The organism is Micromonospora sp. KC207, from assembly GCF_004348615.1.
Taxonomy (GTDB): domain Bacteria; phylum Actinomycetota; class Actinomycetes; order Mycobacteriales; family Micromonosporaceae; genus Micromonospora.
In genome coordinates this window covers 1-25,414 of the sequence record NZ_SMKJ01000038.1, presented here as the reverse complement: position 1 = coordinate 25,414, position 25,414 = coordinate 1, and the positions used below count along the sequence as shown (strand labels likewise).

The window sequence follows — 25,414 nt, the reverse complement described above, 5'->3', positions numbered from 1 at the left end:
GTCAGCTGGATGGTCCGGGCAACGAGGCCGGGGAAGCCCAGCCGGCTGTGACCATCGAGGCGTCGTTGGTGCGGCGGTCGTCCGCGGCCAACAGTGCCAGGAAGCACAGTTGAGCCAGGGCGGCCAACGCCAGGGCTGGCACTACGCGTCGGCGTTCCCGACTGCGAAATCGGGACGTGCCGTATCGGTACAGGACGGCCACCCAGAGCCCACCGAACGCCGCGCAGGCGGCGACGAGGAACACCGCGTGGTACCAGCCAGCGGCTGTGAACTGGTGCGGTGCGGGGAAGGTCCAGTTGGGGACCGGGTTGTCGTCTCGGAGCCACTGCACCTGCGTGGACACGCCCGCCAGCGCCCCGGCGGCGGCCGCGAGCCCGGTCACGGCGACGTCCCGACGGGCCGGCGGCAGCACCGCGTGGGAATGGGTCAGCGCAGCTGCCGCGACCGGCAACAGTAGGCCGTCGCCCCAGGTGGCACTGAGGAAATCGAACAACCCGAGCAGCGGTGGGCCTCCGGCTAGCGGTTCCCAGCGGGACCAGAACACCAGCAGTGCGCCGAACCCGCACAGCCACATCGCGGCACCGGCCAGCACCGTCCGCCGCAGCGGGGTCACTGGGGAACCAGTTCGTCAAGTTCCGGGGCCTTAAAGAAGCCTCGGTTGAGTCGAGCGAAAGTGCCGATCATCCCGGACAGCTTGGCGCTGTCCGGACCGGCCGGGTCCCACTCCTCCAGCCATCGGTGCGGCATGTAGCCGTCGCTCGCCCTCCCTGATCGGGACATTTCGCTCAAAGCGAGCTGCAGCTTCTCGATGGCCTTCCGGTACCGCAGGTAACGGTTGCGGACAGACTTCTTGTGCATAAAAATTTTGCGCGCCACCTCGTCGTCCTTGTGTAGCCGAGTGGACATCATCCGCCAGATGGTCAGGTCGATTTGGTCCTGCAACAGGCTCTGCACGAGCTTGCCGGTGAGTTGGTGGCTGGGTAGGAACTGCCGCAGGGTCATTGACGGATCCGGCGTGCTCCCCTCGGCGATCTGCCTCACGATCCGTTCCAGCTCGGCCTGGTCGAACACGTTCTTCAGCACCCAACCGACCGGCGGTCGTTTCAGCAGCTGACAAGCAGCGTACGGGTAGAGCAGACGGTCATCCTCCGGGGCGGAAAAGCCGACCGCCGGCGGTCCGTCGCGGTCGGCGAGCAGCCGCAGCGCGGTCAGCCCGGTTCGGGACGTATTGAGGAAGTTCATGTCGACTAGGACCAGCGCTGTGTCTGGGTGGCGATCCAGTTCGGTCGCGAGGTCCTGAGGACGGGTCAGCGGTACCACAGCGTCCTCGGCGTGGCCAATACGTTTGAGTAGGTTGACGACCCCTGGGTGCGAATAGACGGTGTCGTCGTCCACAACGATGATCTTCACGCTTCAATCTCCTCTGTCTGGGCTGGCCAACGTGCATGGGCGCGAGTGCCGCCGCCCTCAGCCGGCCCGACGGTCAGCTCGCCACCGGCGAGTTCCAAGGTGGTCCTGAGCAACTCCAGTGAACTGCCCGCCTGGATGTCCTGGCGCATACCGGCTCCGTCGTCAACGACAAGGACCGCCACCACGCGCCGGTCGCCGACAGCGGCCCCTGCTGGTTCACCGGCGGTAGTTTCCCACCGGACACGCACCCGGGCCGACGCGCCCACCCGGCCGTCCGCAGCCGATTTAAGGGCGTTCCCGCACAGGTCGGTGAGGACGCGGCGGGCCATAGCGAAATCTATGCGGCCAAGCTCAGCAACATCGGAGTCTGCGGACAAGGTCACCAGGTGACGGCTTCCCGGCGGCAGGAAACTCGCGATGTCGTCCAGTAATTCGTCGACCCGGCCGGACGACGCACCGTCGACGAGTTCCATCCGGCACTGCCGGACCCGGGTCCGAAGATCCTGCAGCTGCCCTACGACGCGTTCGGCCGTTCCGTGCCGTGCCTCCATCTCAATGAAGTGCACCGGCGTACTGAGATAGGCGTGCACCGTGCACGCCGCCTTCATCAGCTCGCCGTCGGTGTGATCAGCGCGGTGAGTTTGTGCGGCCCGCATCATGTCGTCGAACAGGAACACTGCAGGGTAGACGAGCAGCAGGCTCACCGACGCCAGCCACACCACCACGGTCGGGCCAGCGCTCAGGCCCCACGTCAGTAGCAGCAGGGCCAGCACGGCCACCGCGCCGGGAACGGCACCGCGCAGCAACACGGCGAGCTTCGGCGGCACTCCCCCGCGCCCGGGCAGGTAGTAGGAGCCATCGGCCATCCACTGAAACACCGCTGTGACGGCGTACCCAGCCGTGACCACCACCGCCACGGTGTACGCGTCGTCACGGCTCGCGAGCGGGCTGCTCGGAACCCCGAGGGCGGCCGCCATGAGCAGCGGACCCAGTCCCTCGAGAAAGCCCGGCAGGCTGACCGTCGCACGTCTGGCAACGAATAATAGGTAGCGTCCGACAAGTTGCACGACACTGAACGCGGACGACCGCATCGCGTGCAGGACGTCCTCGCGCGGAGCCAACCAAGCCAGCGACGAGCCGGTCACCGCGACCAGTGCGGCGCCCAGCCACAGCCAGCGCCCTTCGCTGAGGTCCCCAGCGAGTACGCAGCCGGTGAATACTGCCGCACAGAGCAGCCGTACGGAGGCGAAGAGTCGGGCGATCGTGACTGCCCAGAAGATGGCAACGCCGTAGTTCTCCGCCGATCGTAGCTCCGGATCGTAGAGTTTCACGTCTCCCCCTTGGTGCGTGGTCGGGCTACCGCTCCCCATTGCATGCCATTTCAGGCAGCACGTCTTGCCACAAGTGGCAAGGATGAAGCTGGCCGCACCTAACAGGCGCGGCCAGCCCTTCAGAGCGTGGTGCACAGTGCGGGCGGCGCTTTGTCCGGGATGGCAGGCGGCGCCTGATCAGGTGCGACCGGGCCGAGCGCGAGCAGGAGCATCAGCAGGAGCGAATACTTCGGCTCGGGCAGCGGGGTTTCGTCCTGGCGACGACGTGAGGTCATAGCGAGTCCTTTGCCGGTTTGTAGTCGGGCCGGTTCGGCCGGTCTACTTCAGCTTCGGGTCCGCGGACCGCCTACGTCTTGGTACAAGTGGCAGTCCCCAGCCAGTCCGGATGGTCCGGCGCGGTGGGAGGTGCGGCTGAGGCACGCCGACCCGCCACGGCAACCCTATAGATCCGGAGTGCGGCTTGGGTAGTCCGGTCCGTGGGTAGCCACATCGTTGAACATCTCAGATCCCGTCTGCCGGTACCTGGGCCGATTCTCCTTGTGTCCGCCATGGATAACCGGCAGGGTCTGCTCCGGGCCGGTTGGGTCGGGCAGCGGTAGCGGCCGATCACCACTGACCCGTGCCGCCACCAGTCCTCCTTCTCGTCACCGGCCTCGGCGTAGATGGTTCGGATCAGCCTACAAAGTCGAACTAATCGCCGAATATGATCGCCTTACCGAGGAAAGCGCAAGAGATGCCCTGTTGGCACGCGAAAATTTGGATCGGTCGTACATCCTCAGATGGAAACGTGCTCAGGCTGCCAAGGATCTCGTGGGCGAGAAAAGCCGAGCCGGCAGCCGACGATCTGTCCGGCTGCAGGGGCATAGCAGCAGGCCGCCAAGGCTAGACGTGGCGGTAACGATCGCAGTGGAATAGCGCACTTCCCCGGCTGCGCGCCCGCTACGCCTGGCCACCGCGTCGGGCAAGGATCGCAACGCCGGCCGCTCGCAACTCAACACCGGCGAGCCCCTGTCACTAGGTGCCAGATACGTTCTCTTCCACAGCAATCGCGGTGAACGCGGGCACCTCACGATGCAGCGGCTAGGGATCAAAGATGGACATGCGGTTGCTCCTGGGCTCTGGGGCTCGGGAGTCGACCGGGTTGAGCGGGAGTTGGGTTCGGTTGCCGCTGCTGCTGAGCCTGCTATTGGTCGAGTTCGTCGCGGCGGTAGTAGGTCGGGGAGTTGCGGCAGAGTTGGCAGGCGAGGACGAGGGGTTGGCCGGCCTTTCCAGGGAGCTTTTGGCCGCAGCACAGGGGCAAAGTCTCGACGCTCGGTGTTGCAGCTTGCGTCGTAGAATCATACCGCCGTTCGCACGCGCGTCCTGCGGGCCCGTCGCGATGCGATGTGGTTCCGCTTTCGGCCTGGTGGAGGGTTCCGCCTCGTTCGGCCGTGATTGTGGCGTGTGCGTCGGCGGGGATCCAGCTGACGCGGTCGCGGTGCCGGTACGGCAGCCATGTGCCGTGGAGGATGCCCTCCAGGAGGTGATCGAGGTGGGGGCGCGGGCCGCAGGGGAACAGGGCGGTCGTGGCGGCCTTCTGCCGGCTGTAGCTGTGCGGGTTCAGTGTCGGGTACAGATGCATGCTGCCGCAGGGCTTGGCGTTGCGGGTGGCCGGGCATCGGTTGGTGCCTGTCCAGAGGTCGGCCCATCCGCACCGTTGCGTTTCGAAGGTGATCGCGCCGGCGCTGAGCTCCAGCCGGGTTTCGGACAGGTACATGCGGTGGTCAGCGAGGGCTGGAATGGACAGGTGCGGTACGGCGTGCAGGAACGCGATGTCGCCGGCGCCGCGGTCGGTGGTCCATACCACCCGGTCGCCGGCCTTGCGGAGTGCTCGTTGCCGGGCCTGGATGCTGCGGGGGGTGGCCTTGGAGTGCTGGATTTCCCCGGCCACGGTCAGGTCGGGGCCGATGGCCAGGACGTCGGGGCGGCGGCGCGCTCGTGGCCGCCACACCTCGACCTCGACGGTGCCGCCGACGGACTCCCAGGTGCGGACCTTGCGCTCCTTGAGCGCCTTGTGGGTGTCGGTTTCGGGTTCGTGCTCCGGGTGCGGTGAGCGGCCGTCCTCGTGCCGGAACATCGGGCCGTGCCGTCCTTCGACGAAGGTCAGCCAGACCGGCATGCGGGGGAGGTTGTTCTGGATGCGGTGGCGCATGCAGAGCATGCAGAGCAGCTTCTTGCCGCCGATGCCGTGGGGCCGGTCGTTGGCGAGTCGTTCGCGCAGGTCGGGTTGCTCGGGATGGCCCCAGAGGTTGAGCCGTGGCTGTAACTCGATCCCGGCGGATACGTAGAACACGCCGTCGTTGAAGGCGAGCGGGTCGAGTTGCTCCCACACTGGTCGGGACACGGATCCCCCTGGTGAAGATCAGCAGAGCCGCTGCCATCGTTGAGTTATGCATCGCCTACTCACTGTAGCGGACGTCGACAACCTTCGAAGTGAGCAGGTTTCATGAAGGCCCGTTCTTGGCTTGCGCTGCGCGTGGCCTCTGTGTGAGCTGAGCTCTGCAACGGGCTGGGGCCAGGCGGCGAACGCTGTCACTTCCCGGTGCGGTCGTAGTCGCTTGGATCGTCGACGCGCCGCTGCGGGTAGATGCCGCCGTCGCGGGCGGTCGGGTGCCAGGACTGGGCGGAGTTCAAGGGAGTATGCCCCGTCGACGTGCCGGGTCGGTTGCTGGTGGTCGAGTCTCCGTAGGCGGGGGTGCGTCCGTGGGGCGGGAGGTGGCGGTGGCTGTTGTCGGATTTGCGGGCGCAGTGCTGGCAGCGTTGTGGGCAGGGTGTGCGGGGTGCGGCGGTGGTGAGGTCGCTGTCGCGCAGGATGGTGGCGACGGTCTGATCGAGGGTGCTGGTTTCGGGGATGACGGTTTCGGTGGGGGTGTGGAGCAGGTCGCGGTGGGTGTACCAGTGGCGCATCTCGTCGGGGGTGACGGGGATGGGTTCGGCGCGGGTGAGGTGGCGGCGGACGGTTTCGTCGTAGGACACGTCGAGGTAGAACACGGCGGTTGGTCCGGGGTGGTGGTCGATGAGGTGGTGCAGGGCGTCGGCGTAGCGTTCGGTGTGCAGGATGCCTTCGAGGATGACGTGGTAGCCCAGGCCAAGGGCGGTGCGGGCGGTCGCGGTGATGAATGCCGGCGCGACGGGGTTGATGTGCGCGGTGTCGTGCTCGCGTAGCAGGGTTCGGCGTAGGTAGTCCTGTTCCAGGAGCGCGGCACCGCGGCCGTAGCGGCGCCGCGCCTCCCGCGCCGCCGACGTCTTCCCGCTGCCGGAGTTGCCGCGGATGATCACGAGTGTTGGTGGGACAAGGTCCCCGGGGCGAGACATGGGCATCAGGTAGCCCTTCATACGGCGGTGCTACGGCGTCGGCGTGCGCATATTCGATCAGGCCGGTGTGACAGGGGTTGGGTGCCTTACTGGTTGGTTCCGGCGGTGATGCAGGTCCCAGCCAGGAAGATCCTCCTCGTGGTTGGGTACGAGGCTGGTGTCGAACCATGCGATGCCGGCTCCACGTCCGCTTCCAGCACCGCCGGGTACGGACGTTATCTCCGTGTCATCCCATCCGATCGTCGAACCTCGCTGAGATCACCTCATAAGAGGCAGCTCGCACACCATCTCCATGGACGTAACCGGGACGTCCCACTTGGATTGGATCAATGTGTGTACTCCAGAGTGGTGCGGGATAGGTGGTGGAGGGTGTCGGCGAACTTCGTCGCGTCGAGGTTCTGCAGGTGGTTGATGAGGCTGTCGCGAGTTCGCTCGGCCATCGTGCGGAGGCCGTCGTTGGCCGTGTCGCTGGGTGGAATGATGGCCCGAAACGTTGGGTCGTGGATGGCGGTCTTGACCATCTCCTCGGCGATCCAGTACGGGGTGCGTTCGCCGATGGCGACGGTGAGGTGGACGCTGGTCTCGGTGTCGGAGATGTTGTGGGGGTTGTGGACCCACCCGCGGGGCAGCACAAGTACCTCGCCGGTCTTCAGATCGTGGGTGAAGTCCGGGCCGGCGGCGGTCCATTCCTGGCGCCACTTCTCCTGCCAGATCTTGGAGGAGTCGTGGTAGTCGCGTGTCGGTGCAGGGTAGAGGGGCTTCCAGCAGTCCCAGCGTTTGGTGCCTGCGAGTTGGATGGCGAGCGTCATCTGCTGGTCCCAGTGGTGCCGTAGTCCCTGCTCGCCGGGTGGGGTGACGAAGGCGTGGACGAAGGTGCTGTAGCCGGTTTCCTGCTGGACGCCGTGGGCGAGGCGGTGCATGGCCGGGCTGATGCGTTCCATGTGGCCGAAGCGGACGGTGAAGCCGTTGTCGAGGAGGTTCCGTAGCCGGGGGCCGTCGGTGCGGCCGTTGATGCTGAACGAGGCGGCGTTGAGGGATGGGTTGGGGGCCTTGACGACGGCGATCTCGGCGGCGGGAACGCAGCCGGTGTCGATCCATTCGTAGAGGGTGGTGGCGTTGATCTCGCGGTCCAGCGCGGCGGGGACACTGTCGTAGACGTGGATCTGGTCAGGCCAGTGGGTCATCAGGTGCCTGACGCCGGCCTCGGGGAGCAGGAGAGTGAGCGACATGCTTTTCCTTCCGAGATGGCGGTTGATGGCAGGGGAGCGTGGGCGATGGGAAGTGAAGCGGCTGCTACGGGTGGATCGAGCATGGGGTTGGGAGTGTCCGTGGTCGCTACACCCGCTTTTGGCTAGAGCGGGTGGTTGGCGGGCCGCCCTCGGATGGGGCGGCCCGCCGCGTTGGGGATGGTGCTGGGATCAGGCGGTGAGCCCCTGCTCGGTGAGGAACCCGCGGGCGAAGGTGGTCAGCTCGTCCTTGGTGAAGCGGAGCTGGCCGGCGTCGGGGTTCTTGCTGTCGCCCACGACGAAGCCGTCGGTGGTGCCGGGGATCTCGCTGTACTCGACGCACTGCTGGTTCTCGCTGCCGAGGTTGCCACCGCAACGGTTCCGCAGCGTCACGCCGTCGAGGGGCATGCGGTACAGGTCGAGCGACATGGTGGGTCCTCCGATCCTTGCTGATTGCGGAGAGTCGGTCTCCGTGCCGTGATGCGCCCAAGCCTTGGGGCATAGGGATTCCTGCGCGGGCTCGGGTTTCCGTGCGGTCGGTGCCGCGGTCTGAGCCTGGCATCCGCGACGGCACCGATGGCAGACCGTCGCTGGTGGGTGCCAGGGTGCGCGAAAGGTGTGTTCGGCTCAAATATTGACGGCGGCCTTGTACGCTCCGCTTCCGGAGTCATCGCGATAGGTGGCGGGACGTGGGGGATCGATGAGGCTGCCGGCGCGGATCGCCAACCCGGTCCTGGCTGTACTTATCCAACACAGCGGTTTCAACTCGCTCGACGAGTTCGCGACGGCGGTCAATGAGCTGGGCCGGCGTGCCCATGGGCTGCGTCTGAGCTACGACCACGTGGCGGTCAAGCGATGGCTCGCTGGGGGCGGCTGTCAGCAGCCTCAGGTCGTCGCGGAGGTCCTCAGCCATTCCTGGAACGTGCCCATACCTGCGGCGGTGATCTGGCCGCAGCTGCGCCAAGGTGGCCCGCCGGCGCCGCCTCACACCGGTCCGTGCGTGGCGGCTCGTACGCTCGATGATTTGGCTGCCCATGTCGGGAGCGACATGCTGACCAGACGCTCATTGCTTACCGACGCCATCGACGTGGCAGTCGGCACCGCGCTGACCGATCCGCTGCTGCAGTGGCTCAACGGCCCCACCGTCGGCCTGTCCGTTTCCGCCGAGTCGGCGTCGAGGCGGCTGTCCATGGCGACTGTCGCCAACCTGGAGATGGCCACCGACCACTTCCGCGAGCAAGACGCGGCGATCGGCGGCGGACTCAGCCGAGAGGCCGCAGTAGGTCAACTGAAACACGCCATCGACATGGTTCACGACGGCTCCTACACCGACGCTGTGGGTAACCGCATGCTCGCCGCCGTCGCCGAGCTGGCTGGCATGGTGGGCTGGATGAGTCACGACGTCGGCATGGACGGTCCCGCGCAGCGGTACTTCACCCTCGGCCTGCAAGCAGCGACTGCATCGACGCACCCACGCTCCCTGCTCTTACGGGTGAACCTGCTTGCCGACATGGCCCGGCAGATGAGTGATCTCGACCAGCCCGCCACCGGGCTGCGAATGGTCGAAGCCGCGCTCGACCTGCTCCCTCAGGGCACGCACCCAGCCGCAGCCGCGATGCTGTGGAACCTCAAAGCACGCATGCTCGCCCCGCTCGGGCCGAGCTCCGTGCCGGAGATCCGACATGCCACCGCGCTCGCCGTGGACCTTCTCGCGCGGGCCCCGAAGGACGGTGACAATGTCGGCCGGGGCTACCTCAACGCCGCCGAGCTGGCAGGCAACGCCGCCCTGGCATGGCAGGACGCTGCCGCCCACACCCCGACCTTGGCCCGCCACGCGCAGGAGCAGGCCCTGATCGCGCTCACCCACCGCCCCGGCGGCTACAGCCGCTCTCTCGTCTTCGACCAGATCAGCCTCGCCGCCGCCCGCTTCAGCCTCACCCAGATCGACCAGGCCGCCGCCGACGGACAGACCGCACTCGACTTGGCCGTCTGCGTGCCCACGTCTGCCCGAGTTCTCGACCGACTTCGGACGCTGGGCGGGCACTGCGCGGCCTACGCCGACAACCCTGCCGTACGCGACTTTCGCGACCGACTGACCCTGGTTCTCCGCCGTGCGGATGCCTGACCATGATCCACTCGCCAGGGCCAACGAGGCAGCAGTCATGCTGCCCAGCACCGCCATGCTTCCCGGACGGCGACCCGTGGTCCGGCCCTACGGTGACTGGATCTGGACGCCGAGAAGCGGGTCGCGGCGGCCGAGTCATGGTCTCGTGACATGCCGTGCGACTCCCCTGGACCGGAGGGGACAGCCCGGTAGGGTGAGCCGGTCGACTCCGACAAGACCTCGATCCGCACTCCCCGGGGGCGCCTCATGGGCGATTCGTTCGCGCATCTGCACGTGCACACCGAGTACTCGATGCTCGACGGTGCGGCCCGGCTGAAGGACCTGTTCGCCGAGGTGAACCGGCTCGGCATGCCGGCGGTCGCGATGACCGATCACGGGAACATGCACGGCGCGAACGACTTCTACAAGCAGGCCATGGCCGCCGGGGTGAAGCCCATCCTTGGCATCGAGGCGTACGTGGCGCCGGAGTCGCGCTACCACAAGCAGCGTGTGCGGTGGGGGCGGCCAGAGCAGAAGGGCGACGACGTCTCGGGTAGCGGCGGCTACACCCACATGACGATCTGGGCGGCGAACAAGAACGGTTTGCACAACCTGTTCAAGCTCACCAGCCGGGCGTACACCGAGGGCTTCTTCGTCAAGTGGCCGCGTATGGACGCCGAGGTCCTCGCCGAGCACTCCGACGGTCTGATGGCGACGACCGGCTGCCCGTCGGGGGAGGTACAGACCCGGCTGCGGCTGGGCCAGTTCGACGAGGCGCTGAAAGCCGCAGCCAGATACCAGGACATTTTCGGCAAGGACAACTACTTCCTAGAGATCATGGACCACGGCATCCCGATTGAGCACCGGGTCCGCAACGAGCTCCTGGAGATCGGCCGGAAGCTGGACATCCCGCCGGTCGTCACGAACGACTCGCACTACACCCACGAGGCGCAGGCCGAGGCGCACGACGTTCTGTTGTGCGTGCAGACCGCGTCGAACGTCGCGGACCCGAACCGGTTCCGCTTCGACGGCAACGGCTACTTCATCAAGTCCGCGGAGCAGATGCGTGCGGTGGACAGCTCCGACGCCTGGCTTGAGGGCTGCCGCAACACGCTGCTGGTGGCGGAGAAGATCGACCCGGCGGGGATGTTCGAGTTCCACAACCTGATGCCGCGCTTCCCGATCCCCGAGGGGGAGACGGAGGAGTCGTGGTTCCGCAAGGAGACGTTCAAGGGCCTGGCCCGGCGGTTCCCGGGCGGGATCCCCGAGGGGCACGTGGTGCAGGCGGAGTACGAGCTGGGCGTCATCATCCAGATGGGGTTCCCGTCGTACTTCCTCGTGGTCGCCGACTTCATCCAGTGGGCGAAGAGCCAGGGCATCGCGGTGGGTCCGGGGCGTGGGTCGGCGGCGGGTTCCCTGGTGGCGTACGCGTTGGGGATCACGGACCTGGACCCGATCCCGCACGGGCTGATCTTCGAGCGGTTCCTCAACCCTGAGCGGGTTTCGATGCCGGATGTCGACATCGACTTCGACGAGCGTCGGCGCGGTGAGGTCATCAAGTACGTGACCGACAAGTGGGGTGAGGACAAGGTCGCGCAGATCGCCACGTTCGGCACGATCAAGGCGAAGGCGGCGATCAAGGACTCGGCGCGGGTGCTGGGGTACCCGTACGCGGTGGGGGACCGGATCACCAAGGCGATGCCGCCGGCGGTGATGGGCAAGGACATCCCGCTGTCGGGGATCTTCGACCCGAAGCACCCGCGGTACGCGGAGGCGGGGGAGATCCGGGGCCTGTACGAGTCGGACCCGGACGTGAAGAAGGTCATCGACACGGCGAAGGGCATCGAGGGGCTGATCCGGCAGACCGGCGTGCACGCCGCCGGGGTGATCATGTCGGCGGAGCCGATCATCGAGCACATCCCGTTGATGCGGCGCGACTCCGACGGGGTGATCATCACCCAGTTCGACTACCCGACGTGCGAGTCGCTCGGGTTGTTGAAGATGGACTTCCTGGGTCTGCGGAACCTGACGATCATCGACGACGCGGTGAAGAACATCCAGCTCAACCACGGCAGGGACCTGGACCTGCTGGGGTTGGACCTGGACGACAAGGCCGCGTACGAGCTGCTGGCGCGCGGCGACACGCTGGGGGTGTTCCAGCTCGACGGTGGGCCGATGCGGTCGCTGCTGCGGTTGATGAAGCCGGACAACTTCGAGGACATCTCCGCCGTCCTCGCGTTGTACCGGCCGGGCCCGATGGGCGTGGACTCGCACACCAACTACGCGCTGCGCAAGAACGGGCTCCAGGAGATCACCCCGATCCACCCGGAGCTGGAGGAGCCGCTGCGGGAGATCCTCGCCCCCACCCACGGCCTGATCGTCTACCAGGAGCAGGTGCAGCGGGCCGCGCAGATCCTCGCCGGCTACACGCTCGGCCAGGCGGACCTGCTGCGCCGGGCGATGGGCAAGAAGAAGAAGGAGATCCTCGACAAGGAGTTCGTGCCGTTCAGGGACGGCTGCCGCGAGCGCGGCTACTCCGACGAGGCGATCCAGGCCGTGTGGGACGTCCTCGTCCCGTTCGCCGGGTACGCGTTCAACAAGGCGCACTCGGCGGCGTACGGCCTGGTGTCGTACTGGACGGCGTACCTGAAGGCGCACTACCCGGCCGAGTACATGGCGGCGCTGCTGACCTCCGTCGGCGACGACAAGGACAAGATGGCGCTGTACCTGTCGGAGTGCCGGCGGATGGGCATCCAGGTCCTGCCGCCCGACGTGAACACCTCCGCCGGGCCGTTCACCCCGGTCGGCAAGGACATCCGGTTCGGCCTCGCGGCGATCCGCAACGTCGGAGCGAACGTGGTGACCTCGATCATGCGGTGCCGGCAGGAGAAGGGCGAGTACGCCGACTTCTACGACTTCCTGGCCAAGGTCGACGCGGTGGTGTGCAACAAGAAGACCATCGAATCGCTGATCAAGGCCGGCGCGTTCGACGTCATGGGCCACAGCCGCAAGGGGCTGCTCGCCGTGCACGCCGACGCGATCGACGCGTACGCCGACGTCAAGCGCAAGGAGGCCGTCGGCCAGTACGACCTGTTCGGCGCCGGCTTCGGTGAAGTCGAGTCAACGAACACCAGCACAGTGATGCCTACCATCAGTGACAACGAGTGGGACAAGCGCGACAAGCTCGCCTTCGAACGCGAGATGCTCGGCCTCTACGTCTCCGACCACCCCCTCTTCGGCCTCGAACACGTCCTCGGCGCGGCGGCCGACACCACCATCGCAGCTCTAGCCGAAGAGGGAACAGTCCCCGACGGCGCCGTCGTGCAACTTGCCGGCATCCTCTCCGGCGTGCAGCGCCGCGTCACCAAGCAGGGCCGCGCGTGGGCGTCGGCCACCCTGGAGGACCTCGCCGGCGGCGTCGAGGCCCTGTTCTTCCCCAACACCTACGAGGTGATCGGCCAGTACATCGCCGAGGACGCCATCGTCGTGGTCAAGGGCCGGGTCGACCGCCGCGACGACACCCCCCGCATCATGGCGATGGACATGCAACTGCCCGACGTCACCAGCAACCCGGGCAGCAAACCGGTCACCCTCACCATCCCCGTGCACCGCTGCACCCCGCCCCTGGTCGAACGCCTCAAGGAAACCCTCGTCCTGCACCCCGGCGACACCGAGGTCCACGTCAAGCTCCTCAACGGCGGCAAGACCACCACCCTGCGACTCGGCCCCTTCCGCGTCGCCGCCACCACCGCCCTCATGGGCGACCTCAAGAGCGTCCTCGGCCCCGCCAACGTCAGCTAAGCCCGCTATGGACATACAGCTCGGCACCACCGAGGCGCTGCCATGCCGCCGCTGCGGCGGCTTCCTTCACCTTGCCGTGACACTGCCGCACCCGGGATGGTGCAACGCGAAGGGCGAACACGTCCGCGGCTACCAGACGATCGGCCTATGCCCCTCGTGCGACGACGCAGACCCCAAGGCGCAGGCACTGCTCGCCTTCTTCGTCGTCAACGAGCGCGCGGGGATCGACTCGCTTTCTGAACTGCGGCTTCTGGTCGAAGAGTGGATGACTAGACAGGAGCGCTGACGGAGCTACCCGGCAGTTCAAGGACGAGCAGGTCCATAGGCGTTCCGTCCGGGAGAGCCGACGTGGATACCTGCCGCCATCCCGCCCGTCTATACATGCCCCGCGCCGCCGCCTGCGGATTGGAAGCAAGAGTCGCCCACCGCTCGGGTCGACTGCTCAACAGCCGTCGGATCAACCCAGCACCGATGCCCTCACCCCGGCGGCCCGGGTGGACGAGCCACTCCATGACGGCGAACTTGTCCGCGTCGAGTAGGTCCGTGGGCGGGCATTGGTCGGCGCGGGACCACCACCGGCCGGCGGGCATCGTCCAGCCATATGTCGCCCCCACCAACACGCCCTCATCCTCGGCGGTGACCAGCGTGAACCCAGGCCGCATCGCCTCCCCGGGCAGGCCATCAGCGAACCGCCGAACCTGCTCTGGCCCCTCCCTGTACGGAGGCTCCGCATACACCACCGCATACAAGTCGACCATCTCTAGAAGCCAGAGAGCGGTGGGCGGAGCAGCGCGTGAAGAGTATGTGAGTGCCATCAGAGCTCGCCGATGAGACGGTGTTGATCCGTCGCAGTCGCTTCTGCCGGGTTGTTGATCATAATTCGACGCGCGGAGACGCGCATCGTGCTTTCACCACGGCAGCAGGTCGCGCCCGTGGAACAAACACCCTGTGGGCCCGTCATTAGGCAGTGTTGCGAGCCAAGCGAGAGACTCGGCAGCTTCCTGCGGCGACTGATTCGCTTTTCCATACGCTAGTCGCGTCTCAACTTTCCCAGGGCTGGCCGCGTTCACGAGAATTCCCTCGGGATGAAGTTCGGCGGCGAGGATGCAGGTCAGAGCGTTGACTCCAGCTTTTGACACTCGGTATGCCACGCTGCCTGGCCCCATGTGAGCAAACGTCCCCATGTGGCTAGTGATGTTGACGATCCGGCCGTAGCCGTTCTTCTTCATTTCCGGCACTGCTGCTGTGCAGCAGCGCCACGTTCCCATGATGTTCGCTTCTAGAGTTGCCCGGACCTTTTCCATATCGGCGGCAGCGGCGAGCTGCCCCCGATCGATTGCAATGGCGGCGTTGTTGACGAGCACATCCAAGCGGCCGTGGAGGTAGCCGACATCAGCCATCAGACGCGCCACGCTCGCGGCGTCCGTGATGTCAAGCTGGTGCCCGGAGGCTGGTAAGCCTTCACGGGCGAGATCATCCGCTACGCGGTCGGCCGCTTCTTCGGAGCGCGCTGTCACGATCACGTGGATGCTCTGCTGCGCGAGACGGCGGGCGAGTGCCAATCCAAGGCCCCGATTCGATCCCGTCACCACGGCCACTCGCTGTTCATTGGTCATGAGACGAGGCTCCGTACCTGTTCATCGAGCTGCTGGACGGCCGGGTGCCGGTGCTTTGTCAGAAGACCATGGATATCGATGAGCCGCCGCTGATTGCGTACCGACCGGGCGGCAGCGATGTCCGGTAATGCCTGGCCGACGAGAGCGCAGGCATGTTCGATATCACCGAGGTTCAGCATCGCATCGGCCCGCCAGACAAGGTAGGTAGCCCGGTCGCGGCTCCGCTCGTCTGGCTGGAGAGCGAGTGTCCGTGCCAACCACTGATCAGTGGCCTGGTGGCGTTGCAGCAGCAAGTAACAGGCAGCAGTCTGAGCACAGTACTCGGCTTGATCGAAGTACGCTGCCCATGCGGGCGTCGGCTCGTCGTCTGCGAGTGACATCTCGGCTTCGGCCTGACTGAGCAGGCGCTCGCACGCTGTGGCATCGCCGAGGACAGCGTGCGCCCGTGCCTCTCGTGTCGAAAGCATTGCGCGGACACGTGCCGGCGCGCCGCTGGCACCAGCGCGGGCGGCGCTAGCCAGCTCAAGCGCTTCCACGGGGCGGCCTGTGTCGACGCGTTGCAGACTCATGCACTTCAGGATGTTGGCACCGGCAGCCCGATCCTCCGCCGCGTGCGCTGACCTGAGTGCAGTGAACCAGTACCGTTCGGCAGCCGCGTGATAGCCGGCGTCGAAGCTGGCCCATCCCGCGATCCGGCCCAGCTCAGCAGCGATCGTGAAGAGCCGTTGTCCGGTGGGCGTCGAATATGAACCACCGGCGAGGAGATCGGTCACTAGACGTAGCTCGGCGTCGACAAGGCCTCGGATACTGCCTCCGCCCAAGCTCGCATCCATCCTGCGCAGCGTTGGTAGCCGCTGCTCAAGACAGTCGACCAGCTCGCGGTCAATCCGGCCTCCTTGAAGCGCGGCTGACAGTCGGGGTGCCTCGATGCCGAGCCACTGCTCTGCGACGGTGGTGGCGAGCCCCGCCCCCATGGTCAGGAACCCGCGACGATCTAGCACGGCTGAGCCTGCGGTCTCATCGAGCAGCGCAAGCGCACCTGTGGCCGTCCAAGGGGTTGAGACGCTGACCGAAGGACCTGCCGGAAGCCAGTGAGGCCAGCCTTGCTGTCGCACTGTCTCTTCTGGGATTCCGAGCTCCGCTGCCAGAGCGAGTTGCGTCGGATCATCGGGTACCACGCCCCATCGTTCCCAGCGCCAGGCCTTCTCACGACGAGCAGCCGTGTTCAGGCGTCGCGCTATCACGTTGACCAAGTCCTGGTGAGTCCAGTTTCGCTGCTGCCGAACGTAGCTCAGCGGATGAACCAGAAGCTGGCTCGTGGATGTCGATGCTCGCGCCATCGCACCTCCCTCGCGTCGCGGCCACTCTATCTCTGCAAGCCCTGGGAAGTGGGCTCTGACCTTCGCAAATGGGCGGACGACGGGAAGAGACAACACCGAGACAACAGCGCAGCAGTCGACCGGTGAGGCCAGGCCACGGTTACCTATCGCACAGGCTTTGTCTCTAGGACGCGCGGAAGGTTCTGCTGTGCCTGTAGCTCGGAGGTTGGCGTTCTTGCTGGCTATCCCGTTGTCCGCGACGGTGTTGTTCGCGGGGTGGGGTGTGGTGTCGGCGGGTTTGCAGGGCCGTGGTGCTGACCGTCTGCAGTCGTTGGTGGCGGTGTCGGCTGTGGTGGGTGAGCTGGTGGACGAGCTCGGCCGGGAGCGGGTGACGGCGGCGGAGTTGGCGTCGAGTGCGCGTGGCAGTGTCAACCCGCTGTTGGAGCAGGTTGCTCGCACGGATCGGCTGGTTGGGGAGTATCGGCAGCGCCGTGGCCGCTTCGGTGCCGGCGATCGTGACGCTGAGCGGCTGTTGGCGCCGTTCGATGGCCAGTTGATGCGGTTGCCTGGGCTGCGGGAGCAGGTGAGGAGCCGGTCGGTTTCGCGTACGGCGGTGCTGGTGCGTTACCGGGTGGCGATCTCGCTGGGGTTGGCGGTGCGCGAGAGCGTTGGTCAGGTCGGTGGTGCCGATGGGCAGGTCGCGGACCGGCTGCGGGTGGCGGCGGCGTTGTCGCGGGCGTCGGAGTACGCGGGTATTCAGCAGACGGCGGTGCTCGCGGCGGGTGGCGGTGTGCTGACGCAGGCGTTGCAGCAGGAGTTGGCGGGGGCACGGGCGGGTTACGAGGAGGCGCTGCTGACGGTGGCGCAGCGGTCGTCCGGGCGGTGGCGGTCGTGGTTGGACCAGGCGCTGTCCGGGCCGGAGGTCCTCGCGGCGCAGCGTGTCGATGACGAGGTCACCCGGAGCAGGGTGGGGTCCCGCCTGCGTGTTGACGTCGACGAGTGGGCGCGGGTCAGCGCGCAGCGTCGTGAGCGTCTGTACGCGGTGCAGACGCGGGTCGACGCCGATATGGCCGCTGAGGTGTCGCGGCGGCGCGCCGAGCAGTGGGCCACGACAGGCGTGTTGTCCGGCGCGGCGGTGGCGTTGGTGGCTGTGGCGGGCGTGCTGGCGCTGCGGCAGGGCCGGGCATTAACGTCGCGGCTGCGGCGGGTCCGGGACGCCGTGACGGGCATGGCCGCCGTGGATCTGCCGGACCTGGTGCGGCGGGTGTCAGTGGCCGATCCGGCGGATCCAGCGGCGATGCCACCCGCTCCGGCGGCACTCGCGGCAGCGGGTGCGGGCCGTGACGAGGTTGATGAGGTCACTGCCGCGTTCGACACCCTCGCGGCAGCGGTGTATCGGATCGCCATCGACTTGTCGCGGCAGCGGCGGGTCGCCGCAGGCTCGGTGGAGGCGGTCGGACGCCGGTGTCAGGGGATGGCGCACCGGTTGCTGCGAGAGCTGGACCTGGCGGAGCGCGACGAGGCGGACTCCCGGACGCTGGCGACGTTCTTCCGGCTCGACAATCTCGCCGCTCAGTTGCAGCACGCCACGCAGAGTCTGCTGGTGTTGTCGGGTCGTTCTCTGGGGGCGGTGCATCCGCAGCCGGTGGCGTTGGTGACGGTGGCGCAGGCGGCGTTGAGCCGGATCCAGGAGTACCGGCGGGTCGTGTCGGGTGCCATCGATGAGCGGGTGGCGGTGCCGCCAGCGTTGATCGACGACTTGGTGCACCTGCTGGCGTCGCTGTTGGACAACGCGACGCGTTACAGCCCCGACGAGGTGGTGGTCACGGGGCATCTGCTTGGTGACCGGGTGATCGTCCAGGTCACCGACACCGGCTCGGGGATCGAACCGGATCTGCTGCGGCGGCTCAACAGCGAGCTGGCCGACCCGGCGCCCATGATCGAGGTGGAGCACATTCGCCGGCAGGGTGTGGCCACGGTGGCGCTGCTGGCGGCGGCACACGGCCTGCGGGTGCGGCTGCTGCCAGGGCGGACGGGTGGCACGGTCGCGGAAGTCGAGATCCCGGCCAGCAGGCTCCTGGTCGCGACCACGCCGCCGCCGGCGTTGCCTACGGGCCCGGTGGCGGGCCGGCGGGCACCTGGCACCAGCCCTGCGGCCTCTCATGTCCCGGCCGTGCGGGCCCTGCGGACTCCCGGCCGGCCGGCGGCGTTGACGAGTCGTGTCGAGTCACGGGTGCCGCATCCCGTGGACGCGGCGACCCAGATACTGCCGGTCGTCCCGCCGCCACGTGCGGCGCGGGGTGTGGACCAGGTGACTCCCGTCTTCGACGAGGTGGCTCGGCGCTCGCCCTGGTTTGAGGAAGGCGCGACCGTGCACCTGCCCGCGGCGGCGCGTCTGCCCGCGCCGCGTCCCTGGCACGGGGAGCAGGCGACCACCCCCAACGGGTTGCCGCGGCGCCAGCCGATGACCGCCTTCGTACCCCCTGCGCGGCCTGGCCCGGTAGTGGTTCCGGGTCCATCTTCCCGCGGTCTGGCGGCTACGGCCGCCGCCTATCAGCGTGGCCTCAGCCACCGTCGTTTCCCCTCGAAAGGTCACCCCTGATGAGTGCAACCAGCCCGAACCTGAGCTACCTGTTGACCAACAACCTCGTCGAGCGGGTGGCGGGTATCAGCCAGGCCGTCGCGGTGTCCGCCGACGGGTTGCTCCTGGCATGGACTGACGGGCTCAATCACGACGCCGCCGAGCGGGTCGCTGCCGTAGCGGCGGGCTTGAGCAGCCTGCTCAACGGTGCCGCACTCGATCTGAACGCGGGCCCTGTTCAAGGCAATATCACCGAACTCGGGGCGGGCTTCCTGATCCTGATGGCGGTCGGCAGCGGCGCGTCGCTGCTCGCGCTGACCACCCGCGACGCCGATCTCGCCTTCGTCACGACCGAGTTGGGGCGTTTCGCCGAGCAGGTGGGCGACCAACTGACCCCCGCGTTCGCCGGTGCCCTCGCCGTGGCGGGTCGGAGATGACCGTCCCGGCCCCCGCCACCAGCCCTCGGCCGACACGTGACCCGTACCCGGGTGTGAAGCTGATGTTGACCGGCCCGTTCGGGGTGGGCAAGACGACGCTGGTCGGGGCGGTGTCGGACATCGCCCCGGTCACGACCGAGGTGCGGATGTCGACCCCCGGCGTCGACGACACTTCCCGCAGCCCGGCGAAGACGACCACGACGGTGGCGATGGACTTCGGTCGTCTCGACGTCGACGGGGTGACCCTCTACGTCTTCGGCACGCCCGGACAGGACCGGTTCTGGTTCATGTGGGACGCGATCAGCCGCGGTGTCGCCGGTGCGGTGGTCCTGGTCGACGTGCGCCGGCTGCAGGATTCGTTCCGGCACGTGGGCTACGTCGAACACGCCGGGTTGCCGTTCGTGGTCGCGGTCAACCACTTCCCCCACGCCCGCACCGTTGCGGTGTCGGACGTGCGGGAGGCCCTGACCCTCGGTACAGACGTGCCGATCGTGGATGTCGATGCCCGGGACCGCGACAGCGTCCGGCACCTTCTCATCGCTCTCGTCCAGCACACCCTCACCCGTGCCACCGCCACCCCGGCCCTCGCTGCGGCCTGGGCCGTTCGGCGCTGAGCGCCTTGTGCGTGCACCTGTCACCTACCGCGAAGGAGCCCACTTCCATGACCCATCCGCCTCGACGTGCCCGGCGTGGACTCGCTGCGGCAGCCGTCGCCAGCCTGTTGCTCACCACCACCGCCTGCACCACCACCAGCGCAGACACGACCGCGGTGCGGATCGGGCTGCTGGTGTCGCTGTCGGGTACCTACACCGCCGTCGGTGAGGACATGCAGCGCGGCTTCCGCCTCTACCTCGACACCCACGGCGGGATGCTCGGCGGCCGAACGATCGACCTGGTCGTCGCCGACGAGGGCGACGGCCCGGCCACCGCCGTCCCCGCCGCCCGCAAGCTCCTGGAACGCGACCGGGTCGTCGCGCTGACCGGACTTGTCGGTGGGGCGACGGTCGACAAGGTCCAGACCCTGACCACCGAACGGAAGATCCCCCTGGTCGGCGGGAACGCCCGGCCGGCGTTCGCGGCGGTCGGCGGTAAGCCTCGGGACCTGACCTACACGTGGCACACCTCCTACAACAGCGACGAGCCCGGCATCGCCATCGCCGAGTACGTCAAGACGCAGGTGGCCGATGGGACGGTGTACGCGATCGGCCCCGACTACCAGGGCGGCTGGGACGAGCTGCGCGGCTTCACCGACACGTTCACCCGCCTCGGCGGGAAACTCGCCAACCCGGACGGCAAGGCCCTGTTCACGCCGTTCCCCAACACGGAGAACTTCCTGCCGTACCTGAACAAGGCTGCCGAGTCGAACCCGGCGGCGGTGTACACGTTCTACGCCGGCGCCGCGTCAGTGGCGTTCGTGACGCAGTACCGCAAGTCCGACCTCGCCGACGTGCCTCTCTACGCGGCCGGGTTCCTCACCGAGGGCTCCGTCCTGTCGGCGCAGGGCACAGCGGCCACGGGAATCCGCAACGTCCTCAACTACAGTCCCACCCTCGCCAACACCGCGAACCAGAACCTCGTGGCCGCATGGTCCGCCGCCGGGCACCCCGGCCAGCCGACCACCTACGCGATGGCCTCCTACGATGCCGCCGCGGTCCTCGACCGGGCCCTTTCCACCGTCGACGGGCCGGTCACCGGGGAGAAGCTCAACGCCGCCATCGGCACGGTCGGCAGGGTCGTCTCACCGCGGGGGGACTGGCAGTTCCACCCCACGCAGCACCGGCCGGTGCAGCGCTGGTACCTGCGCGAGGTTCGGCCCGACGGGCCAGTGCTGTCCAACGTGCTGGTGCAGGACCTCACCACCCTGCCCGCCAACTGACCCCGCGCACGCCCTCACCCGCAGAAGGAGGTGCTGTGGACACCTACCTGATCCCCGCCGTCGACGCGATCACTTACGGGCTGCTGCTCGCGATCGCCGCCGCCGGCCTCACCCTGGCCCTCGGCGCTGGCGGAGTGCTGAACCTCGCCCACGGCACCCTCCTCGCCGCCGGCGGGTACGTCGCCGCCGCGACCAGCTCCGGTACCTGGACCAGCCTCGCCCTCGCCGTCGGCGCGGCAACCGCGGTCGGGGCTGCAGGCGGAACCATCCTCGCGGCGGGCACCGCCGCGCTGGCCGGCCGGGGCCACCTCCACCAGGCACTGCTGACCTTCGGTGTCGCGCTGATCGGCGCCGACCTGCTGACCACCATCTTCGGACCCGACACGCGTCGCCCGCAGGTACCGGCCCCGTTGGAAGCCACCCTGACGGTGGCGGGGCACCGGTACCCGGCGGACCGGCTCGCGGTCCTCGCCGTCGCCGTGGTGGTCGCCGTCGTCGGATACGCGGTGCTGCACCGCACCCGCGCCGGACGACTCGTCCGGGCCACCGTCGACGACCGGGCAATGGTCGCCGGTATCGGCGTCAACCCCCGCACCGTGGACGCTACGGTCCTGATCGCCTCCGGGGCTCTCGCCGGTCTCGCGGGTGCGCTCGTCACCCCGATCCTCGGCGTGGGGCCGGGCACCGCCGACACCGCCCTGCTGCTGTCCCTGGTCATCGTGGTCTGCGGCGGTCTCGGATCGGTGCCCGGCGCGGTCGCTGCCGCGATCGGTGCAGGCCTGGTCCAGACCGTCGGGGTGATCACCGCGCCGGCGTGGGCGCCGTATCTGCTCGTCGCCGCGATGGCCCTCTCGCTGCTCACCCGCCGCACCCCACTACCCGGGGCACGCCGATGAGCGTCGACACCCTTACCGACCTGGCCGCCGGCCGCATCCTGCGGCTGCAACGGCGCGCACGGCCTTGGGCCGGGCCCTCGCTGGCGGCTGTCGCGGTGGCCGCAGTGGCGGCCACGCCGGACGGCTACCTGCACGCCACCGTGGCGCGGATGCTCCCTCTGGCCCTGCTCGCGGTCAGCGTCGCCGCCGTCACCGACCACGCTGGTCTGCCGACCCTCGGCCAGGTCGTCCCCTACGCCGCCGGTGCCTACACCACCGCCCACCTCGCCCTGGCCGGTGTCACCCTCGCCACGGCACACCTGCTCGTCGCCGCCGTCGCCGGAGCCGCCACCGCGGGACTGCTCGGGGCGCTGCTCGTCCGCTACCGCGGCACCGTGGTGCTGATGCTCAGCCTCGCGGCGGCGGAGCTGACCGCGATCACCGCTGGCCAGTGGCGCACCGTCACCGGCGGCACCGACGGCCTCGCCAGCATCCCTGCCGCCCACCTGCTTCCCGGCACACCGGCGCTGACCGCCGACCGGCCGCTGCTGCTCTACGCCGCCACCATCACGGTCACCGCGACCACCGCCGCGACATGCCTGCTCCACCGCCGGCAGTTCCTCCTCACCGCCGTACGCGACAACGAAAGCCGCGCCGCCGCCAGCGGCCACCCGACCACCGGCTACCTGTGGATCACACACACCGGCGCGGGAGCCCTGGCCGGCATCGCCGGGGCCCTGCTCATCCACACCCATCGGTGGATCACTCCCGCCGACGTCGGATTCGGCACCGCGGCCCTGGCCCTGCTCGCCGTGGTCATCGGCGGCCCCCGCTGCCTGCCCAGCGCCGCCACCGCAGCCGTGCTCGTCCTCACCATCCGCGACGTCGCCGCCGCGCCGTGGCCCGGCCACGCCCCACTCCTACTCGGCGGCCTGTTCGTCGCCGCCGTCTACCTGCTGCCCAACGGCCTGGCCGCCCTCCCCACACACATCCCCACCGCCGCTGCCAGGCGGGCCCGACCGGCCACCTACCGCACCACCCCGCCACCGGCCGACAGGAGCCCCGCATGAGCACCGGCCAGCCCGTCGACGCCGTCGACTGCGTCCCGTCACGGCGCACCCACGCCGACATCGACCGCGCCCACGGCACCGGCCTGACCGCCACCGGCCTGCGCCACAGCTACGGCAAACTCACCGTGCTCGACCTCGACGCGTTCGCCATCGCGCCCGGTGACCGGCACGCCGTCATCGGCCCCAACGGCGCCGGCAAATCCACCCTGCTGAACCTCCTCGCCGGCACCATCGGACCCACCACCGGCCAGATCACCCTCCACGCCCAGACCATCACCCGCCGCCGCGCACCGTGGCGTGCCCGCGCCGGCATCGGCCGCACCTTCCAACACCCCACCGTGTACCCCGGCCTGACCGTGCTGGACTGCGTACGCATCGGCGGCTGGCACCACCGCCACAACCCCCACCACACCCCACACGAGCTGCTGAACCTCGTCGGCCTCGCCAGCTACGCCGACGAACCGGCCGGCCACCTCGCACACGGGCACCGCCGGATGCTCGACCTCGCCGTCGCCCTCGCCGGCCAACCACGGATCCTGCTCCTCGACGAACCCGCCGCCGGTCTCACCGACACCGAAACCACCCAACTGCTCGACATCCTGACCGGCCTGCCCGGCTGGCTGGCCATGGTGATCGTCGAGCACGACATGACCGTCGTGACCGCCCTGGCCGACTGGACCACCGTGCTGCATCACGGCCGCCGCATCACCGACGGCCCCACCGCCGAGGTCCGCGCCGACCCCACGGTCGCTGCCCTCTACCTCGGCACCCCGGAGACGACCGATGCTGCGCATCAATGACCTGACGGTCGGCCGCTGCCCCGACACCCCCGTCCTCCGCAGCGCGAGCATGGTCCTGCCACCGCACGGCGTACACGCCGTCATCGGCCCGAACGGTGCCGGCAAGACCACCCTGCTGCACACCATCGCCGGGCACCTGCGGCCCACCGCCGGGCACATCGTGCTCGACGGACACGACATCACCGGCATCCGTCCGACCCGTGCAGCACGCACCGGAATCGCCCTCGCCCCGCAGGGCCGCCGGCTGTGGCCGTCCCTGACCGCCCACGACCACCTCGCCATCACCCGCCCCACCACTCGGAAGCAGGACCGAGGCCAGTCATGGAGCCTCGACCAGCTCCTGGACCTGTTCCCCGAACTCGCCGGACGGCTCCGCCACCGCGCCCACCAGCTCTCCGGCGGCGAACAACAGATGCTCACCATCGCCCGAGCCCTACGTTTGGCTCCCCGGCTGCTGCTGTGCGACGAACCTACCGAAGGACTCGTCCCCACCGCGGCCGCCCGCATCCGTACCGCGCTGGCCGACCTTCCCCGATACGGCGTCACCGTCCTGATTGCTTTGCCCCAGACTCGCTTCGCCACCGCCCTCGCGCACACCGTCCACGTCCTGACCAGCGGACGGATCAGCCCAAGCCTGGATCCGGACACCGACGCCGCCGACGTGCTGATCCGCCGCCACCTCGGCCTCACCACCGCACAGCCGCCCTCCGGGCCCCGCTCGCCGATCGCAGTTGCCGCCGGCCACCAGCCGCCCACTCACAGCCGGTGCCCTTCCTCCAGGGATGACTCATGAGACGCCGGGCTGCTCACACGACGGCCGCCGCCGTCACCGTCCTTCTCCTCACGGCAGCGACCGGCGGCGTACCCACGGGCAGGTTTCCCGCCGCCCCCACGTCGGTCGCTGCCTGCGTCGTGCCCCCGGCGACGCCCACCCCGAGCGGCGACCTTGCCGCCGTCGCCGACCGGCACGAGCCGACCCGCCTGCGGTACCCCACCACGGCAGGCCCGGTCCTGCGGGATCTCGCGGCGCAGATGACCACTGCGCCCTGCGACCACGTCCACGGTCGGTTCAACCACGTCTGGTTCCGGCAGTGGGGATTCAGCGGTCGGGTCCAGGAGATTCTGCGGTGGTTCGACCAGGAGGGAGCTGGAGCGGCACTGGCCACCCGCTATCCACCGGAGCGGACAGCGGTGAACCGGCAGTGGTGGCGACCGGGACAGCACCTCTACGACACCTTCGGCTGGCCCCTCCCGCGTACCGACCCCTACCGCGACGCTGACCTGCTCCGCCACGCCCTGAACATCACGTTCCAGTCCGCAGACAACGATCCGGCGGAAGCGGTGCTGGGCATGATCGACCTCGCCAGCTGGCACAGCCCCTACGAAACGGGACGCCACACCACGCTGACCATCCTGGCCGACCTCCCGCACCTCACCGCCTACCCGGCCATCGCCGACCGAGCAGGCCGCGTCGGTGTCGGCGTCGCAGCCGTCGACGCCGACGGCTACCGGTACCTACTGATCCTGCACCCGGCCACCGGAGAAACCCTCGCCTACGAGATCTCCCACCTCCGGGCAGGCACCTGGCAAGTCGTCACATACGCGCTGTTCCTC

22 protein-coding genes and 1 pseudogene are annotated in these 25,414 nt (G+C 68.5%); 12 read left to right on the top strand and 11 right to left on the bottom strand.

Translation table 11 applies throughout. The features are described from left to right. Position 1 precedes the first annotated feature (1 nt). The 8 genes and pseudogenes from E1258_RS07500 to E1258_RS07470 form a co-directional block, all read right to left on the bottom strand. The gene (locus E1258_RS07500) at positions 2-613 is read right to left on the bottom strand and encodes a hypothetical protein (RefSeq protein ID WP_132398096.1); all 612 of its coding nucleotides are present in this window, start codon (positions 611-613) and stop codon (positions 2-4) included. After that, positions 610-1,410, bottom strand: coding sequence for a response regulator transcription factor (locus E1258_RS07495; protein WP_132398094.1), 801 nt, complete (start codon positions 1,408-1,410; stop codon positions 610-612). Before E1258_RS07495 ends, E1258_RS07500 begins: the two co-directional genes overlap by 4 nt. Next, a complete protein-coding gene (locus E1258_RS07490; protein WP_132398092.1) occupies positions 1,407-2,741 on the bottom strand; it encodes a HAMP domain-containing histidine kinase in 1,335 nt (444 codons plus the stop codon). Before E1258_RS07490 ends, E1258_RS07495 begins: the two co-directional genes overlap by 4 nt. Positions 2,742-2,860: 119 nt before the next feature. After that, complete coding sequence (locus tag E1258_RS33135; protein WP_165949674.1) at positions 2,861-3,016, bottom strand: hypothetical protein; 156 nt, start codon at positions 3,014-3,016, stop codon at positions 2,861-2,863. 908 nt (positions 3,017-3,924) lie between these two features. After that, complete coding sequence (locus tag E1258_RS07485) at positions 3,925-5,124, bottom strand: competence protein CoiA family protein (protein ID WP_132398090.1); 1,200 nt, start codon at positions 5,122-5,124, stop codon at positions 3,925-3,927. Between the two features lie 419 nt (positions 5,125-5,543). Beyond that, positions 5,544-6,101 (bottom strand): annotated as a pseudogene (locus tag E1258_RS07480) (AAA family ATPase); the annotation flags it as partial. 320 nt (positions 6,102-6,421) lie between these two features. Further along, positions 6,422-7,324 (bottom strand): JmjC domain-containing protein, encoded by a 903-nt coding sequence (locus E1258_RS07475; RefSeq protein ID WP_132398088.1) that lies wholly within the window; start codon positions 7,322-7,324, stop codon positions 6,422-6,424. A 189-nt stretch (positions 7,325-7,513) separates the two neighbouring features. Next, the gene (locus E1258_RS07470) at positions 7,514-7,750 is read right to left on the bottom strand and encodes a DUF397 domain-containing protein (RefSeq protein WP_132398086.1); all 237 of its coding nucleotides are present in this window, start codon (positions 7,748-7,750) and stop codon (positions 7,514-7,516) included. Between the two features lie 271 nt (positions 7,751-8,021). On the opposite strand from E1258_RS07470, the gene E1258_RS07465 reads away from it, so the two are divergent. The 3 genes from E1258_RS07465 to E1258_RS07455 all read left to right on the top strand — a co-directional run bounded on the left by E1258_RS07465 (position 8,022) and on the right by E1258_RS07455 (position 13,512). Then, positions 8,022-9,446, top strand: coding sequence for a hypothetical protein (locus E1258_RS07465; RefSeq protein ID WP_132398084.1), 1,425 nt, complete (start codon positions 8,022-8,024; stop codon positions 9,444-9,446). A gap of 246 nt (positions 9,447-9,692) precedes the next feature. Further along, entirely contained in the window at positions 9,693-13,226 is a 3,534-nt protein-coding gene (gene dnaE / locus E1258_RS07460) for a DNA polymerase III subunit alpha (RefSeq protein ID WP_132398082.1), read from the top strand. A 7-nt stretch (positions 13,227-13,233) separates the two neighbouring features. Then, entirely contained in the window at positions 13,234-13,512 is a 279-nt protein-coding gene (locus tag E1258_RS07455; protein ID WP_132398080.1) for a DUF6300 family protein, read from the top strand. Here E1258_RS07455 and E1258_RS07450 read toward each other — a convergent pair. The 3 genes from E1258_RS07450 to E1258_RS07440 all read right to left on the bottom strand — a co-directional run bounded on the left by E1258_RS07450 (position 13,496) and on the right by E1258_RS07440 (position 16,182). Next, entirely contained in the window at positions 13,496-14,041 is a 546-nt protein-coding gene (locus E1258_RS07450) for a GNAT family N-acetyltransferase (RefSeq protein WP_132398078.1), read from the bottom strand. The two genes, E1258_RS07455 and E1258_RS07450, sit on opposite strands and share 17 nt — an antisense overlap. 93 nt (positions 14,042-14,134) lie before the next feature. Beyond that, on the bottom strand, positions 14,135-14,842 hold the full coding sequence (locus tag E1258_RS07445; RefSeq protein WP_132398076.1) for an SDR family NAD(P)-dependent oxidoreductase: 708 nt from the start codon (positions 14,840-14,842) through the stop codon (positions 14,135-14,137). Then, positions 14,839-16,182, bottom strand: coding sequence for a transcriptional regulator (locus E1258_RS07440; protein ID WP_132398074.1), 1,344 nt, complete (start codon positions 16,180-16,182; stop codon positions 14,839-14,841). The genes E1258_RS07445 and E1258_RS07440 overlap by 4 nt, the downstream gene beginning before the upstream one ends. On the opposite strand from E1258_RS07440, the gene E1258_RS07435 reads away from it, so the two are divergent. From E1258_RS07435 to E1258_RS07400, 9 genes are all read left to right on the top strand, one after another. Then, a complete protein-coding gene (locus E1258_RS07435) occupies positions 16,160-18,763 on the top strand; it encodes a nitrate- and nitrite sensing domain-containing protein (RefSeq protein WP_132398072.1) in 2,604 nt (867 codons plus the stop codon). The genes E1258_RS07440 and E1258_RS07435 overlap by 23 nt on opposite strands. Next, the gene (locus tag E1258_RS07430; protein ID WP_132398070.1) at positions 18,763-19,179 is read left to right on the top strand and encodes a roadblock/LC7 domain-containing protein; all 417 of its coding nucleotides are present in this window, start codon (positions 18,763-18,765) and stop codon (positions 19,177-19,179) included. The genes E1258_RS07435 and E1258_RS07430 overlap by 1 nt, the downstream gene beginning before the upstream one ends. Next, positions 19,176-19,793 (top strand): ATP/GTP-binding protein, encoded by a 618-nt coding sequence (locus tag E1258_RS07425; RefSeq protein WP_132398068.1) that lies wholly within the window; start codon positions 19,176-19,178, stop codon positions 19,791-19,793. Before E1258_RS07430 ends, E1258_RS07425 begins: the two co-directional genes overlap by 4 nt. A 47-nt stretch (positions 19,794-19,840) precedes the next feature. Next, positions 19,841-21,055 carry an ABC transporter substrate-binding protein gene (locus E1258_RS07420; RefSeq protein ID WP_132398066.1) on the top strand — a complete coding sequence of 405 codons (1,215 nt, stop codon included), beginning with the start codon at positions 19,841-19,843 and terminating at the stop codon, positions 21,053-21,055. 35 nt (positions 21,056-21,090) lie between these two features. Beyond that, entirely contained in the window at positions 21,091-21,951 is an 861-nt protein-coding gene (locus tag E1258_RS33890) for a branched-chain amino acid ABC transporter permease (protein WP_207919458.1), read from the top strand. Continuing rightward, positions 21,948-23,000 (top strand): branched-chain amino acid ABC transporter permease, encoded by a 1,053-nt coding sequence (locus E1258_RS33885; protein ID WP_207919457.1) that lies wholly within the window; start codon positions 21,948-21,950, stop codon positions 22,998-23,000. The genes E1258_RS33890 and E1258_RS33885 overlap by 4 nt, the downstream gene beginning before the upstream one ends. Beyond that, complete coding sequence (locus E1258_RS07410) at positions 22,997-23,800, top strand: ABC transporter ATP-binding protein (protein WP_132398064.1); 804 nt, start codon at positions 22,997-22,999, stop codon at positions 23,798-23,800. The genes E1258_RS33885 and E1258_RS07410 overlap by 4 nt, the downstream gene beginning before the upstream one ends. Then, positions 23,784-24,593: an ABC transporter ATP-binding protein gene (locus E1258_RS07405; RefSeq protein ID WP_132398062.1), complete on the top strand. Its 810-nt coding sequence runs from the start codon at positions 23,784-23,786 to the stop codon at positions 24,591-24,593. The genes E1258_RS07410 and E1258_RS07405 overlap by 17 nt, the downstream gene beginning before the upstream one ends. Next, the coding region (locus E1258_RS07400; RefSeq protein ID WP_132398060.1) for a hypothetical protein at positions 24,590-25,414 on the top strand (825 nt) is incomplete at its 3' end. The genes E1258_RS07405 and E1258_RS07400, both read left to right, overlap by 4 nt.

Coding starts and splice junctions, on each gene's coding strand:
- E1258_RS33135 (WP_165949674.1), bottom strand. CDS start 3,016: ATGACCTCACGTCGTCGCCAGGACGAAACCCCGCTGCCCGAGCCGAAG.
- E1258_RS07475 (WP_132398088.1), bottom strand. CDS start 7,324: ATGTCGCTCACTCTCCTGCTCCCCGAGGCCGGCGTCAGGCACCTGATG.
- E1258_RS07470 (WP_132398086.1), bottom strand. CDS start 7,750: ATGTCGCTCGACCTGTACCGCATGCCCCTCGACGGCGTGACGCTGCGG.
- E1258_RS07465 (WP_132398084.1), top strand. CDS start 8,022: ATGAGGCTGCCGGCGCGGATCGCCAACCCGGTCCTGGCTGTACTTATC.
- dnaE (WP_132398082.1), top strand. CDS start 9,693: ATGGGCGATTCGTTCGCGCATCTGCACGTGCACACCGAGTACTCGATG.
- E1258_RS07455 (WP_132398080.1), top strand. CDS start 13,234: ATGGACATACAGCTCGGCACCACCGAGGCGCTGCCATGCCGCCGCTGC.
- E1258_RS07450 (WP_132398078.1), bottom strand. CDS start 14,041: ATGGCACTCACATACTCTTCACGCGCTGCTCCGCCCACCGCTCTCTGG.
- E1258_RS07445 (WP_132398076.1), bottom strand. CDS start 14,842: ATGACCAATGAACAGCGAGTGGCCGTGGTGACGGGATCGAATCGGGGC.
- E1258_RS07440 (WP_132398074.1), bottom strand. CDS start 16,182: ATGGCGCGAGCATCGACATCCACGAGCCAGCTTCTGGTTCATCCGCTG.
- E1258_RS07430 (WP_132398070.1), top strand. CDS start 18,763: ATGAGTGCAACCAGCCCGAACCTGAGCTACCTGTTGACCAACAACCTC.
- E1258_RS07425 (WP_132398068.1), top strand. CDS start 19,176: ATGACCGTCCCGGCCCCCGCCACCAGCCCTCGGCCGACACGTGACCCG.
- E1258_RS07420 (WP_132398066.1), top strand. CDS start 19,841: ATGACCCATCCGCCTCGACGTGCCCGGCGTGGACTCGCTGCGGCAGCC.
- E1258_RS33885 (WP_207919457.1), top strand. CDS start 21,948: ATGAGCGTCGACACCCTTACCGACCTGGCCGCCGGCCGCATCCTGCGG.
- E1258_RS07410 (WP_132398064.1), top strand. CDS start 22,997: ATGAGCACCGGCCAGCCCGTCGACGCCGTCGACTGCGTCCCGTCACGG.
- E1258_RS07405 (WP_132398062.1), top strand. CDS start 23,784: ATGCTGCGCATCAATGACCTGACGGTCGGCCGCTGCCCCGACACCCCC.